The sequence below is a fragment of the Paenibacillus barengoltzii G22 genome (assembly GCF_000403375.2).
In the GTDB taxonomy this organism is placed as follows: Bacteria; Bacillota; Bacilli; order Paenibacillales; family Paenibacillaceae; genus Fontibacillus; species Fontibacillus barengoltzii.
Map to the genome: position 1 here is coordinate 516,892 of NZ_KE159653.1, position 14,485 is coordinate 531,376.

Genomic DNA, 14,485 nt, shown 5'->3' on the forward strand with positions numbered 1-14,485 from the left:
ATTATAAGCTATTTAGTCCTGTACTTGGATTTTCTTCAACTTCTGGACCCGTTCTTGAATCAACGCAATGAATTCCTGTGCCGCCGCACATAGGTATTTGTCTTTGAGATACACGATTCCTACCGTTCGAGTCAAGGATGGATTGCACAGCGGCAGCAGACATAGTTTTTGCAAGTCGTACATTTCCAACAGTGTTTTAGACAGAATCGTTACGCCTGCGCCGGAACGGACTAACTGCAGCAAAGAGTCAATGGTCGTCGTTTCGATATGGGGGTGCAGTGTAAACCCCTTGAGTGCACAGGCCGCATCAACCAGCTGGCGACAACGGTGCGTCTCGGGAAACATCACTACCGGCTCATGCGCAATTCGATCGAAATCAACAGAAGCCTGTCCGGCGAGCGGATGATCCGGTGAAGCCACGAAATAAAATTCTTCATTATAGAGAGGAATGACTTCAAACCGCTCGTCCCCCTCCTGCAGGATCGTCACGGCAAAATCCGCTTCCCCCGACACCACGTACTCGACAACATCTTCAACCCCCAGCAGTTTGAGGTGCAGGCGGGGATGCCGCGGATAAAATTCGCCAAGCAACCCGGAAATGAGTTCATTTAATTCACCAATCAACGTAACTACCGTCAAATCACCGCGCTCCAACTGATGCAGCTCGGAAATTTCCTGCTGAACCCCTTCCAAGGCGTTAAAAATCAGGGTGCAATATTTATGCAAAATATCCCCCGCCGGAGTCATCGTAATCTTCTTACCAATCCGATTAAATAACGGAACCTTTAGTTCATCCTCCAACAGCTTGATCTGATAACTAAGCGTAGGCTGCGAGATGTTCAACCGTTCAGCCGCCTTTGTAAAATGCATCTCCTGACAAACCGCCTTGAAGCACTCCAGTTGCCGAATTTCCATGCTCCTCCATCCTTCCTTAAACTCACGCTATCGATTTAATCTATCTATTATTATCATCGAAACAATCGTATTGATCAATAGATAGAGCGAAAGGTACGATGAATGCGTGAGAGAAATCATAAAACCTAAGGAGGAATCACCATGTCGAACTTGATCGCCGATGTTAAAATACCGGATAGTAAACTTGCCAAAGAAGCCGCTGAACTGTTGCGTGAATACGGAGACGAATTGTTGTGGAACCACTCAAATCGCGTATTTTTGTTTGGTGCCCTGCAGGGTACCCAGAACAACGTAAAATATGATCCCGAGTTGCTATACATCAGCGCCTTGTTCCATGATCTCGGGCTCACCAAGCATTACAGCAGCCCGGACAAGCGCTTTGAAGTTGACGGTGCGAACGCCGCCCGCGACTTCCTGAACAGCCACGGTGTGCCGCAGGAATCCATCCGCTTGGTCTGGGATGCCATCGCTCTGCATACTACCATCGGCGTTGCCCAGTACAAAGAACCGGAAGTCGCCTTGCTCTACCATGGGGTTGGTTATGACGTTATGGGCGAAAACTTTGATGCCATCTCCGAAGAGCTGCGCCATGAGATCGTAACAGCTTTCCCGCGCAACGATTTCAAGAACCGGATCATCCCCGCGTTCTTCGAGGGCTTCAAACACAAAACAGAAACGACCTTCGGCAACATTAAAGCCGACGTTTGCGCTGCAATGATCCCTGACTTTAAACGGACCAATTTCTGCGATTGCATTCATCATTCGCCTTGGAACGAGTAAGTCCTGATCCGGGTAACTGATGCAAATGACTGACAAATCCCAAGGAGCTTCAGTGAGATCCTCTCGCTGGAGCTCCTTTTTTTGTCTCATAAATAAGGGAAGGATTACGAATAATTACAGTATAACAACACCGGTTTAATGGAGAGACAGTCATTGAGCAAAGTTTCAATCAGCCCCAAACAACTGTTTTCGTTGATGATTTTGTTCGAGTTTGGGACGACGATTGTAGTCCCCCTGTATTCGTAAAATTGTCGGAGCTGTTCTGGCTTGGCCTTTATCGTTGTTTATATTGACGTATTTCTGCTATAATGCTGCCCTCAATTTAAGAGAGGCTGGAGGAATGTTGGTAACCCTGTATATCTTCGATCATATCTTTAGCATAGTTCATAATTACCTGCACGCTTCTCCAGTATAATTACCCTTTTAACCTCTCAACTTCTTGTATTGTGTCGTTTATCTCTTCCATGAGGTAAAATCGTTTTTCCTCTAACTGAAAAACAATATTATCGCCAATCGTAATTTCTTTATCTCGCAACCCCCATACTTCTTCTGCAACATATGGGATGGCTTCTGAGAGCATCCGAATAAACTCATCCGCCTTTTTACTCCGATATTTTTCTTGTTATATAAAAGAAGTGACCTCGGCTTGAATACGATTCTCTTTTCTAAATAAATTGAACATATTTATTCATCCTCTCATTTTTTAATAAAAACAAAAAAAGCCGATTTTTTGCATGAATAATCCATACAAAAATCGGCTTTTAAAAAATATCTATTTTGGATTTTTATTTTTGCGGATTTATTTAGTAGAGTGATAAGCGTAGTGATAATATCCGAGAAACTTGCCTCAGTATATTGATATCCCGTCAGTGTGATAATGTTAATACTAGGCGTGCCAACTTCTCTCAGTTCATTAAGTTCGAAATACGAATCCGCCTTCTTTCCTTCTACATCCATATAACGCAGAAGCTTCCTTGCAGACATTAGAACACTTTACAACTTCGACAGCAGTTGCTCCCGGTGCGTGAGACGCTATAGATCCATCAATTTCCTCCCATGTGAAAACTAAAGTCCTTGATTGTATCCCGACAAAAAAAGGGGGGTTAAGTCAGAACTTCTCTCGCCGCTTCTATGAAAGACAACAGGATGGGTGAAAGCCACTTGTCTTTATGCCATAACATCTGTGTATACACATGCAGATCGGGAATTTGCCAGGGAAGGGCAACAAGTTCACCGCGCTCTACCTCGGCTTCCGTTACGATTTCTGGGAGAAAAGCTATACCGATTCCCGAAATGGCGCATTGTTTAATGGCTTCTGCACTTTGAAACTCTAAATACGTAATACTGTCAATGCCCTCTTTCTCAAATGACCGGTCAATCATGGTTCTATAAGGACAGCCTTTTTCATTCGTCAGGAACACTTCTCCGTGAAAATCCTCCAGCTGCAGCTCCTTTTGCCTAGCAAGCGGGTGATCCGGAGCAGCAAACAGGCGGAAGGTTTCTTCCAGCAGCGGTTCTACGGCAAGTCCGCTTGAGCGAATGGGCTCGTCAAGCATGAAGACGATATCTGAGTTCCCCTCAAAAAGCGATTGTTTGAGCTCTTGATTGGGAACGGAGCGGAAGATCAGACGAACGCTGGGATGCTGCGAACGAAAGTGCCGAAAGACAGCAGGAAGCCGGTACACACAAATAACCTCATTGGCACTTATCGTCAGAGTACCGCTTAAAGACTCGTTATCATGAACAACGCTGCGTGCTTCGTCCAATTTGTCCAGAACGCTCCGGGCATGTATCAAAAAGCGTTTACCCGCTGCGGTGAGAACCAACTGCTTGCCCAAGCGGTCAAAGAGACGAACATCCAGCTCCTCCTCCAAGGCTTTTATTTGCATGGTAACGTTAGAGGGTACGTAGTTCAGCACCTCTGCGGCCCGAGTGAAATTTAAGGTTGACGCAACCGTACAAAACGTATTCAGTTGACGCAGCTCCATTTATCGATCCCCCATACCTTCAAAATTATTGAATACTATTGTGAATTATGTTCACTTTCCCTGAGAGTATCACGACTCTATACTAAACACAAGAAATCACATCTGACCTTGAACATGTGGTTTCATTTAGAAGGGAGGCCTCTAGGATGGATTATGAAATTTTTAATTTGGGTGATGTCACCTTGCAATCAGGAGTGATTTTGCCGAACGCTTTTCTAGCATATAAGACTTATGGGACACTAAATGCACAAAAAGATAATGTTATCGTCTATCCGACTGCATTTGGTGACCAGCATACTCAGAATGAATGGCTGATTGGCAGCGGAATGGCCCTGGATCCGGACAAATATTTTATTATCGTTCCCAATCTACTGGGCAACGGGTTATCTTCATCTCCCAGCAACACAGCCCCTCCGTTTGACCGAGCTCATTTTCCCAAGGTAACCCTCTATGACAACGTTAGTTTCCAGCATCGGCTGGTGACCGAACAATTTGGCATTCAAAAGATCGCACTCGTAGTGGGCTGGTCCATGGGCGGCATTCAAGCCTTTCAGTGGGGGGCAAGTTACCCGGAGATGGTGGAACGAATTGCGCCTTTCGCGGGAATTGCCAAAACTTGGCCTCATACTTTTGTGGTGCTGGACAGTCTGAAGGCCGCGCTGCTGGCAGGAGTAGGCTTTGATTCAAGCAAGCTAAACCAGCTGACTTCCGAAGACATGCGCGCCGTTGGCCGGGTTTATGCCGGATGGGGACTGTCGCAGGCGTTTTATAGGGAGGAGCTGTACCGGGAGTTAGGCTTTGACTCCTTGGAGGCCTTTGTGACCGAGGTCTGGGAACATAGCTTCATGAAGATGGATCCGCATAATGTACTGGCCATGTTAGAGACAGGCCAGCATGCAGATATTAGTGCGAACCCTTCATACAACGGGGATTTTGAGAAGGCGCTTAAAAGCATTAAAGCTCTAGCCTGCATCATGCCGGGGAGCACGGACCTCTTCTGCTCAGCCGACGATAATGCATACGAAGCCAAGTTTATGCCTAATGCCGACTTTAAGCCAATTCCGTCCATCTGGGGCCATTTTGCCGGCCGTGGAATCAACAGTGCGGATAATCTGTTTATTGATGATAACCTGAAACGCTTGTTAGCCCTTAGCCCTCACGAATAAATGATCTTTAACTGGGCCCTGGCTGAGGGGACTGCCTTCAGATAAGCATTCAGCTTATATACACCACAGAGTCTGTATCGCGTTATACTGCCCGTTCAGCACCACCATGTGAGTCTAAAACTTATTTTCTCAGTTTAAACCAGAACCTCCAGGCTCCTGCATTCGACAAGTTTCCGAATATGCAAAAGAAGCTCTCGATTCACCATTAAGGTATATCGAGAGCTCTTCTTCGTGAACACGGTTTAATAAAATAAACCATTCTCATAAAAACAGTTTTTCTTCAAAGAACTACTGTCATTTTCTTAGCAATCTCAGATAATTTTTGTTTTTTTAAAAAGTCCTCCATTTTCTCTTCAGCCGATACCATCACCTTCTGAACTAAACACTCTGATCCATGATTCATTTCGCAGTCGAATAAGGAGGCGGAGCCTTCAATGGCTTGAATCACGTCGAGAAACGAGATTTCTTCCCAATTCCGTTTTAAGCGATATCCACCATTGGCTCCTGAAGTCGATTCAATCATTCCTGCCTTGACCAGCTTGGTAAGGATTTTGGATAAATACGTTGGAGAAACCTCTTGTCTCTCCGCCAATTGCTGTACGCCGATAAGTTTGTTCGGCGGGAATGCGGCAAGAAAGAGCATCGTATGAAGAGCATAGTTTGTCGCTTTAGAAAATTTCATAACGTGATGTTCACCTCAATTATGGACTTTATGTGCCCATAATAACTTTTTACATTGGCTTATGTCAAATATCGCCTCCCTTATTACTCCTTTATTCGTTATATTCCACTGAACCTTTACCATATGGAACAAAGAAGGTAAGAAGAAAACCACTCGCTGCAACGAGGGCTAGTGACCAAAATGCGGCTTGAATTCCTTGATGCATATTGATCGGAAAAGATAATGAGCTGTAATCTGCGGTAATTGTCACCAGGGTGATGAGCAGAGCCCCGCCCATTGACATGCCCAATGTACGTATGGCCGTGGTCATCGGCGAAGCGTAATTCATCATCGAATTCGGCAAGCTTGCCATGGCAAAAGCAGTAATTGGGGTCATCATAAAACCGACCCCGGTCATAAGCAACGCATATAACCCTACCAACAGACCATACGGAGCGTGAATCGATAGCGCTATCGTTAATAGGGCCGTTACGGCGGCTATCCCGAAGAAGCCAATCCGAATCAAATAGCGACCGCCATAACGGTCGTAGATTTTACCCGAAACCACTCCGGACACCCCCATCAGCAATGCACCTGGGAGCAACATTAGCCCCGATTCTCTAGGCAGTAGTCCCCTGACATTTTGTGCATATATCGGGAGCAGCAGTTCCACCCCGGCCATCACAATGAACAGGACTACGCCTATAATCGATGCATAAGTAAATCTCGGGTAACGAAATACGTTGAAATCAAGCAAAGGGACGGCCAGTTTGAATTGGCGCTTCACAAACAGAAACGACACTGCGAATCCCACGATAAGGAAGGTCAGCGCAAACTGAATCCCTTTTCCCTGATCGCTAAGGATGCTAAATCCATACAACAGACAACCGAAGCCCAAACTCGAATAGAGAATAGATCTCCAGTCCAATTTCGCTTTATGCGTATCCCAAACGTTTTCCAAGCAATAATATGCGACAAACAGGTTCGCGATCGCTATGGGCGCCACCCCATAGAATAAGATTCTCCAAGAATGATTTTGAATCACGAAGCCGGAAATCGTCGGCCCCAGTGCAGGGGCGAGTCCCACAATGAGACTGGCCAGCCCCATCGCTGCCCCGAGTTTTTCCTTTGGGAACACTAGGATAATCGTATTCAGGAACACTGGTACCAGCAATCCGGCGCCAATCCCCTGAATAATTCGTCCGCATAGGATCAATGTGAAGTCGACGGAGAAGCCGGCAATTAGCGTCCCTGTCGTAAAGGCCCCAGCGGATGCGAAAAATAGGGTTCTCGTCGAGTATTTTCCGATCAGGAATCCCGTCACAGGGATGACAATTCCAGAAACCAGAAGATAGACGGTGATCAGCCATTGCGCCCGATTGACCTGGATTCCAAGGTCAAGCATCATTTGTGGCAAAGCCGTGTTCAGCATGGTTTGCATGAGTTGTGCCAAAAAATTCGCGACGATTAGAGATGCGACAATGATTACAGGTTTTCTTTTCATAACGTTCCTCAATTTACTACAGACACTCCAGTTTGTAGATATTACAGATATTTTTTATCCATTATACAGTTAAAGAAATTACTTATGGGGAAATTCTTGGACACCGGTGTACATGCTCTGATCCTTCAATTGAATAAGCACCTTGCCAAAACGCCCACCCTGCTGGATGACAACCTTATCCGTCGGATAGGTCCGTTCCAAATAATTGGCTATGATTTTCCTATTCTGGTCGTCCGCAGTCAAACCGAAAATTCTCAGCCATTCCATAACCTCCTGGAGCGCCGTGTCTCTAGATACTTCTGTAGATTTCATTTCCCGGGTTACGAGCGACTGATAGGAATACCCTTTGAGATACAGTAAATGGAGCAAATAAGCCATTTCCAAATGTTCCGTTTTCATGGGCTGATCAGTGACCAAAGGCCAAATCTCTTTTACCAGACTGTGCTCCCTGAAGCCGACAGACAGGCTGATATAGCAATACTGTCGTGCGCAGCTCAGCACTTTCTCCACACTGTCCCAATCGACAATAACCGGGCACATGGAGACAAATACGAAATCAAAGGCTTTTTCCCACCCCTTTGCTTGAATATCAATGTCTTCAAAAGGCTCAGCCACAATCTCTACATTCCCGTTCTTTAATCCCGTTATATTACTTTTCAATAGCTCAACTAATGGAAGACTAGGCTCCACAGAAGTAACACTAGCCCCTCTCTCCGCAAATGGCACGGTAAATCCGCCTGAGGCCGCTCCAATGTCTAATATGGAGATATCTTTAAATGTCACACCCTGACTTTCCAGCCAATTCATAATCCGTTTTGTTCTTCGCCTGCCTTCTTCGCTAAACGCCTGCTCGTTAAATGACTTTGCCCTATGGTCAAAAGTATGTGCTGGATCAATTCCAGCTTTTTTCATTTTGCTAACCGCTGTATCTGGATCATTCTTCCAAGCTGCTTCCCAAACGGCATCATTAAAAAAATCGTTCGTCATCATCCTCTTCATCCCTTTCTGTTATATGTAGCCATTACACTTATGACTTTTGAAAAAAGTCCTTCTCTATAAGAAACTTTTTCCCCAAGAGAAGGACATGTCCACTTAGAGCTAAACGAAATCCTCTTCTGTCAGCTCCATGTTGATGCCAATCGCCGCTTTGCTTCCGCCTGCTGCGGCATAAATCAACTGGGAAGGCATTACGTAAGCTGCATCCCCGGCGGCATACACACCTGGAACCGAGCTTTTGCCCCACTCATTTGTGGCGATACCGCCAAACTCATTTACCTCGTAACCAAGCGAACCCTGAAAAGACGCCTTCGGTTTCCATTCCGGTGTAATGAATCCTCCCGTTCTCTCGATTCGTGTGCCATCCGCAAATTCCACCTGCCGCAATTTCCCCTCATAACCGATAAACATCGTTACTGCTTGTTCAACCACTTCGATGTTTCTGGATTTCAACAATTGTTTTTGATCGTTGTCCAGAACCGCATGCCCATTTGTACAAATCACAAGATCTTTACTCCAGGTATAGAGCAGCTTGGCCATATGAAACACTCCAGAGTTCTCGGAAACAACAATTAGCGGCTGATCTCGAAGCTCCCAACCATCGCAGTAGGGACAACTGAACAAACTTGTTCCATAACAATCACGTAAACCTGGAATATCCGGGAAAATCTCCCTAAGTCCCGTGGTGATCAGTAATTTGCGTGCTTCAATCTGTTTTCCGGTTGACGCCACGGCGACGAACCTGTGATCATTCCGGTGAATCTCGGTTACCTCCCAAGGTAAAAGTTCAACGGAGGGATACCCCAGAACCTCCTCATATGCAATACGCCTAAACTCAGCTGGTGTCACACCGTCTCTTGTTATAAATCCATGAGAAGCATGTGTAACCGCATTTCGGGGCTGGCTGTTATCAAATAACGCAACACTGCGTCTGGCTCGTCCAAGTACCAGAGCCGCATTGAGTCCTGCCGGGCCTCCGCCGATAATAGCACAATCATAAGTCAAAAGAATCTCCCCTTTTTTGTTGATTTATTTGGAGGCAACAAGCTGCTGCAGTTCACCTTTCGACAATATGCCTATTTCTTTATATAGAGGCTGTCCATCTTTGAATATAATGGTTGTCGGTATGCTCATAATCTGAAATTGTGAAGAGGTTACCGGATTTTCGTCTACATTAACTTTAACGACTTTAATGGAATCATTTGCTTCCTTTTCAAACTCCTCTAATACAGGTGCAAACATTCTGCATGGACCGCACCAAGCAGCCCAAAAATTCACTACTGTTATCCCTTCCGTCTGCACCATCTCTTTAAAAGTAGAATCTTTCGCATGTTGAATAGCCATCGTGATCTTCCTTTCAATTAAATATACTATGGATATATAATATCTTTAATTTGTCATAAAATGGGTCTAGTAATCTTGTCCGGCGTTGTTGCCACTAAAAAATAGAACATCACCTCAAACGCATAATCAGTTGCTTGTGAATTTTCATAGCACTCCTCCATTTCAAATTAAAGACTTTATGTATCTATGATAACTTTGTTTTGGATAAGATGCAAGTCAGTCTCATGAAAATTTAGCCAAACCAAGGCCAGTTGCATTCTTTTGGCCTGTGATCGAGCCAACAACAGCGGACAGGCTAGGGTCTTTTGCATCCTAGTCTGCCGCTGTTGCTCTTATCGGATCGGTATTAGTTTTCGTTAAAATTGATCGGCGCAATGCCTTCCGCTCGCCACACCGTGCCTCTTTTCTCGTACTCGAATAACTTTTCTACAGCATTTGCGATTTGGGGACCTAACTCACGATCAATCAAATACAAGGCCACATCAAGACCCGAAGTCACGCCTCCCCCGCTTACGAAGCGAGGACCATCTTCAACGACTCTTGCTTCAATCGGAATTGCACCAAGAGCTCCTAACGCTTCCATGCCTATTTGATTGGTAACCGCATGTCTATCTTTCAACAAACCTCCCATCGCAGGCAGTAGTGTACCACCACATACTGTAGCTACAATAACTTCCTTTTGAGTACATTCCCGCAGCAGCGAATACTTCGTATGGTGCTAATGCGTCCAGCAGATCGAAACCATCGAACAAGACGATTTGAACATACATCCTTTTGTCTTTGAATGGATCATTATTCTCTGTTGAATTCGCACTTGCTGTAGAGGTAACTAGACATAGAACTAGTACAAACGACATGAGTACTCCTATAATTTTTTTCATCCTACACTGCCTTTCTGGATCGATTGATATTTCTGATAATGATGTTAGGAATGATCAACAGCAGCACAATAGAGCCGTAAACGCCAATTGTATAGCTGGTAGCGTAAATGAGACCAAATCCCTGATAAAAAAGGGAGGTGATGAGATGAATTGTCATGTTCGTAAAACAAAAGGCGTAACTTCGGATCATCCAGTTCCGGTGCCGAATGATGCGTTTCTTTTTGATTTGTACAAGCGCCGTAATGGTGATAAACAGCCATATTAGATTAAGAGCGTTGAACCCCATACTGCTTATTTTTCCTCCGGTAGCATAAGGAGCCATATATCCGGAAGTAATCACGACAAGAAGGACGGATACTAAATAAACGTAGCCGTTTATACGGTGGAACTTGCGGCTTTTTTCAAGGACGCGGTTGGAGAAGTTGAGCAACCCTGTCGCCATGGCGATGCAGGCAAACGCAACATGAACGTGCATAACGTTGATCCAGACCGGAAGATTAAGTTCGCGCTTCAGGCCGATTTTATGGCTTATAAACGCCTTTGCTTCGGGATCGATAATAAAATTGGCCACCAAAGCGTAAAGGATAAATAGAATACTGATGCAGGCCAAAAGGCCGTATGATATTTTCCACTCCTTCATGCGATCCATCCCCTCATTTTAATTGCCAAATCGCATTTATGGGTTAGGTAACACGCTTGCCTGTTAATTTGGATGCAGGCAGTATGCCGGCCCTGGCGAATCCAATCATGTCATCTCCACGCACGATAACTTCGAATTTTAGATTTAACCGCATAGGTTTCGTGACGCGCAGCGACCAGGTAAGCTTATTGTCCTGAAGTAAGGGGTTTATAAACTCGACCGTCTCATCCCCTTGTGTGGCCTGGCCTTGGATCAACCCATTCCTTATGGAAATGGAGAGCTTGACCTCCAGTTTCCCAACAGGCGTAGCAATTGTCGTATCCCAATCCCCGTCGAATTCAGATTCTCCGGGTAATTTGATTTCCGAGGTATCATAAATCATCCCCGTATTGTTCGTCGCGATGTTCGTTTCTTCGTCGGTCTCTGCCTTGTGAGAGCTAGGCGCCCTTCCTTCTTCCCGCCAGACCGTTCCTCTCCGTTCATATTCGAACAGCTGCTCTACCGCGTGCGCGATACGCGGTCCAAGCTCGCGTTCCACCAGATACAGCGCTACATCGAGTCCCGAAGTAACGCCGCCGCTAGTAACCAGATCGCCGCTATCCACTACGCGTGCAGGAACGGGAATGGCTCCGGTTGCTCCAAGTACATTCATGCCCAGATGATGCGTTACCGCCGGTCTGCCCTCCAAGAGCCCCCCCATGGCCAGTAACAGGGAACCGCCGCAAACCGTGGCAACGATGATGTCTTTTTGCCCGAGTGCTCGCTCAATCAATCCAGCCAATTCCGTATTCAATGCCCGAGACAGAATGGCTGGGGGCGAATTCGGCCCATCTCCTTCGACGTCACCCGACGCGCCAGGTACGAGAATGATGCCCGTACGTTCCGGGTTCAGTCTGCCGCTCGCTTCAATTTTTAACCCGTTGATGCCGCTGGTGACGATTCTCGGCCCTTCAGCGGTGACGAATTCTACGCTTAACGCGTGTTCAGCATACATTGCCGCGGCACAAAAAACCTCGTAAGGCGCAATGGCATCCAGAAGGTCAAAGCCATCAAAAAGCACGACTTGAACCGTTAACATCCATAATCCTCCTCATATTCAAAGTCAGTCGATTGATTCTCGAAGCTGCGGATCGTATCTGGGAAATATGTCAACCTCCTTCATCCGTTTTTTGCGTAGAAAAGCCCTAACTCGCGATATTTGCTGTCCGACTCGGCAAGAAGTATCGTAACAAACGAGTATCTCAAATGAAGTTGTATAAAGGTCACAAAACAATAAACAAATCATCACAAATTAGGTGGTTCTGTTTGTTGCATGGGGTTAAATGATAAACTAGTTTTCAAAGGTGGGATATTCATGAGTGAAATCAGTACCATACTGGTTGTAGACGATGATCAAAGCATTGTTGAACTATTGAGCGACTTTTTAGAGTACGAAAATTTTCGCGTTATAACCGCTTGTGATTCTATTCAAGCTTGGACATTGTTTGAGCAGAATTCCATTCATTGTATTGTTCTTGACATCATGATGCCGGGTCAAAACGGGTTTGAGTTATGTCGCCGGATTAGGGAGAAGAGTAACGTTCCGATCCTTTTCTTGAGCGCACGCAGCGACGATGTGGACAAGATTCGCGGCCTGACGCTCGGCGGTGATGATTATATTGTCAAAACCGCTTCACCCGGTGAAATTGTAGCCAGGATTAAAGCTGTACTACGACGTTCTGTTTCCCAACTGCAAATGAGTGAGAGAATCCTGGATTTTGGCCGCATCAAGTTAAATCTATCCACAAGAGAAGTGTTCGTGGATGGGAAGAGTATAGTGCTCACCCCGAGGGAATATGAATTATTGCGATTATTTGCCGAACACCCCAGGCATGTTTTTTCATATGAACAGATACTTTCGAAATTTTGGAATGGAGTAGGCGACAGGCATACGATTCGGGTGCACATCGGTCGACTTCGCGAAAAAATTGAATCCGATCCGAACCATCCTCAATACCTAGTCAACGTATGGGGAATAGGGTATCGCTTCGAGGGAGGTTAAGATGAGAACACTTCGTATTCGTTCGTTTACTTTACTGCTTTTCTTTTTCATAATGCTAGTGCCGTGGATCTTTTATGTGACAACACACTTCATAGAGACAAACACGCTCAGCTTCGCAAAAAATGGATCTCAAGCCGAGATTCTGCAAGGACAATGGATCGAGAAGATCGTACGGCTGATCGAAACCAATTCGGACAAATGGAGGGATCCGAATTGGCAAAACCAATTGCATCATGAGTTGCAACAAGCGAAAATGGAAGCGGCTATTCTATCTGCATCAGATCAAGAAATTTACCGTTCTAATCCGCAGAGCCATGGCGTATTGCCTTCTACCGAACGGTTCTCCATTATAGAGGACGGTCATTTACTTGGAAAGGTCATGATTTATCTTCCGAAGTCAAATGCGGCTAAGTTCATTTCGATATTTACCGGGCTATTGTTAGCTTTTTTTATTGTCGGTGTTGAAATGCGAAGGTTTCTTCTAAAGCCTCTCGAAAAGATGAGCTTTGCAGCTAGAAAAATCGCTGCAGGAGATTGGGACGTAGAGTTGCCTAGATCCTATATCACCGAAATCTCTGAGGTACGCGATGCATTCGAAGTGATGGTGAATGGAATGCAAAAAGCTTTTCAAAAACAAGCGGAATTGGAAGAAGAGCGCCGATTCGTGATTACAGCTGTTGCTCATGATTTGCGTACCCCATTGTTCGCCTTACGAGGTTACTTGGATGGTCTGGAGCAAGGCATTGCCCAATCCCCGGATAAAATAACCAAATATTTGGCGGTTTGTAAGGAAAAATCGGCGCAATTGGACCGGTTGGTAGAGGACCTGTTCACATTTACAAAGATGGAGCATGTGCAGATGGATCTTCATCATCAGAAGATTGATTTTAAATTCATCATCCTGAAATCGGTTGAAAGTTTAAGTCCGCTAGCTCGCCAAAAGAACCTCTCGATCTCGACCCATGCTGCAGACGACTGCTTCATTAACGGTGATCTGCATTTATTGGAGCGAGCGATAAACAATTTGTTGGATAATGCCGTCAGACACACACCCTCGCATGGTGAAATTGTTGTTCAATGTGATAAAGAAGGTAACAAGATAAAGTTTATGATCCGTGATACCGGCCCGGGCTTCTCCTCGGAAGAACTACATCGAGTTTTTGAACCTCTATATCGCGGTGAAGCATCTAGAAATCGTTTAACTGGAGGCAGCGGATTAGGGCTGACCATTTCACAAAGAATTGTAAGGCTTCACGGAGGTGAGCTCTCCGCAGGTAACCATTCGGAAGGCGGAGCGCTGCTAACTGGTTGGATGCCTGCAGCTGCGCCTGATTAAGATATTGAGTAATCAAAAAGGCTCCTGCTCTGCTAGAAACAGCAGATCAGGAGCCTGTCATTGATGAAGTGATGCGGTCGAGAGGACTCGAACCTCCACGGGGGGTTAGCCCACACGGACCTGAACCGTGCGCGTCTGCCAATTCCGCCACGACCGCATAAATAGTTGATGCAATCATTTGCAGCAACAGAATATATATTATCACTTCTTTTTCAGAGAGTCAACAGGAAAAT

Annotated in this window: 15 protein-coding genes, 1 tRNA gene and 1 pseudogene; 4 read left to right on the top strand and 13 right to left on the bottom strand. The window is 45.6% G+C overall.

What is annotated here, in order from left to right:
• Window positions 1-12: 12 nt before the first annotated feature.
• Complete coding sequence (locus tag C812_RS10660) at window positions 13-915, bottom strand: LysR family transcriptional regulator (protein WP_016312669.1); 903 nt, start codon at window positions 913-915, stop codon at window positions 13-15.
• A 141-nt stretch (window positions 916-1,056) separates the two neighbouring features.
• Between C812_RS10660 and C812_RS10665 the strand changes: the two genes are divergently transcribed.
• Window positions 1,057-1,695: an HD domain-containing protein gene (locus C812_RS10665; protein ID WP_016312670.1), complete on the top strand. Its 639-nt coding sequence runs from the start codon at window positions 1,057-1,059 to the stop codon at window positions 1,693-1,695.
• A 415-nt stretch (window positions 1,696-2,110) separates the two neighbouring features.
• Here C812_RS10665 and C812_RS22265 read toward each other — a convergent pair whose 3' ends face one another.
• The 3 genes from C812_RS22265 to C812_RS10675 all read right to left on the bottom strand — a co-directional run bounded on the left by C812_RS22265 (window position 2,111) and on the right by C812_RS10675 (window position 3,683).
• The gene (locus tag C812_RS22265; RefSeq protein ID WP_016312671.1) at window positions 2,111-2,275 is read right to left on the bottom strand and encodes a hypothetical protein; all 165 of its coding nucleotides are present in this window, start codon (window positions 2,273-2,275) and stop codon (window positions 2,111-2,113) included.
• 116 nt (window positions 2,276-2,391) lie between these two features.
• The gene (locus C812_RS10670) at window positions 2,392-2,679 is read right to left on the bottom strand and encodes a hypothetical protein (protein WP_167669318.1); all 288 of its coding nucleotides are present in this window, start codon (window positions 2,677-2,679) and stop codon (window positions 2,392-2,394) included.
• A gap of 119 nt (window positions 2,680-2,798) precedes the next feature.
• Window positions 2,799-3,683 (bottom strand): LysR family transcriptional regulator, encoded by an 885-nt coding sequence (locus C812_RS10675; RefSeq protein WP_016312673.1) that lies wholly within the window; start codon window positions 3,681-3,683, stop codon window positions 2,799-2,801.
• A 146-nt stretch (window positions 3,684-3,829) separates the two neighbouring features.
• Between C812_RS10675 and C812_RS10680 the strand changes: the two genes are divergently transcribed.
• Window positions 3,830-4,849 carry an alpha/beta fold hydrolase gene (locus C812_RS10680; protein ID WP_016312674.1) on the top strand — a complete coding sequence of 340 codons (1,020 nt, stop codon included), beginning with the start codon at window positions 3,830-3,832 and terminating at the stop codon, window positions 4,847-4,849.
• A gap of 280 nt (window positions 4,850-5,129) precedes the next feature.
• Here C812_RS10680 and C812_RS10685 read toward each other — a convergent pair whose 3' ends face one another.
• The 8 genes and pseudogenes from C812_RS10685 to C812_RS10720 form a co-directional block, all read right to left on the bottom strand.
• Window positions 5,130-5,531 (bottom strand): Rrf2 family transcriptional regulator, encoded by a 402-nt coding sequence (locus C812_RS10685; RefSeq protein ID WP_016312675.1) that lies wholly within the window; start codon window positions 5,529-5,531, stop codon window positions 5,130-5,132.
• 91 nt (window positions 5,532-5,622) lie between these two features.
• Window positions 5,623-7,014 carry an MDR family MFS transporter gene (locus C812_RS10690; RefSeq protein ID WP_016312676.1) on the bottom strand — a complete coding sequence of 464 codons (1,392 nt, stop codon included), beginning with the start codon at window positions 7,012-7,014 and terminating at the stop codon, window positions 5,623-5,625.
• A gap of 78 nt (window positions 7,015-7,092) precedes the next feature.
• Window positions 7,093-8,001 (bottom strand): class I SAM-dependent methyltransferase, encoded by a 909-nt coding sequence (locus C812_RS10695; RefSeq protein ID WP_036625318.1) that lies wholly within the window; start codon window positions 7,999-8,001, stop codon window positions 7,093-7,095.
• Window positions 8,002-8,112: 111 nt separating this feature from the next.
• Entirely contained in the window at window positions 8,113-9,015 is a 903-nt protein-coding gene (locus C812_RS10700) for an NAD(P)/FAD-dependent oxidoreductase (RefSeq protein ID WP_016312678.1), read from the bottom strand.
• Window positions 9,016-9,039: 24 nt separating this feature from the next.
• A complete protein-coding gene (gene trxA, locus C812_RS10705) occupies window positions 9,040-9,354 on the bottom strand; it encodes a thioredoxin (protein WP_016312679.1) in 315 nt (104 codons plus the stop codon).
• Window positions 9,355-9,721: 367 nt separating this feature from the next.
• A pseudogene (locus C812_RS10710) lies at window positions 9,722-10,124 on the bottom strand (type 1 glutamine amidotransferase family protein); the annotation flags it as partial.
• A 112-nt stretch (window positions 10,125-10,236) separates the two neighbouring features.
• Window positions 10,237-10,875, bottom strand: coding sequence for a DUF2306 domain-containing protein (locus C812_RS10715; RefSeq protein ID WP_016312682.1), 639 nt, complete (start codon window positions 10,873-10,875; stop codon window positions 10,237-10,239).
• Window positions 10,876-10,918: 43 nt separating this feature from the next.
• The gene (locus tag C812_RS10720; RefSeq protein WP_016312683.1) at window positions 10,919-11,953 is read right to left on the bottom strand and encodes a DJ-1/PfpI family protein; all 1,035 of its coding nucleotides are present in this window, start codon (window positions 11,951-11,953) and stop codon (window positions 10,919-10,921) included.
• A gap of 276 nt (window positions 11,954-12,229) precedes the next feature.
• Between C812_RS10720 and C812_RS10725 the strand changes: the two genes are divergently transcribed.
• Together C812_RS10725 and C812_RS10730 are read left to right on the top strand one after the other, a co-directional pair.
• Entirely contained in the window at window positions 12,230-12,916 is a 687-nt protein-coding gene (locus C812_RS10725) for a response regulator transcription factor (RefSeq protein ID WP_016312684.1), read from the top strand.
• 1 nt (window position 12,917) lies between these two features.
• On the top strand, window positions 12,918-14,252 hold the full coding sequence (locus C812_RS10730) for a sensor histidine kinase (protein ID WP_016312685.1): 1,335 nt from the start codon (window positions 12,918-12,920) through the stop codon (window positions 14,250-14,252).
• Between the two features lie 72 nt (window positions 14,253-14,324).
• Here the strand turns inward: C812_RS10730 and C812_RS10735 are convergent.
• Window positions 14,325-14,409: transfer RNA gene (locus tag C812_RS10735), tRNA-Leu, on the bottom strand.
• Window positions 14,410-14,485 lie beyond the last annotated feature (76 nt).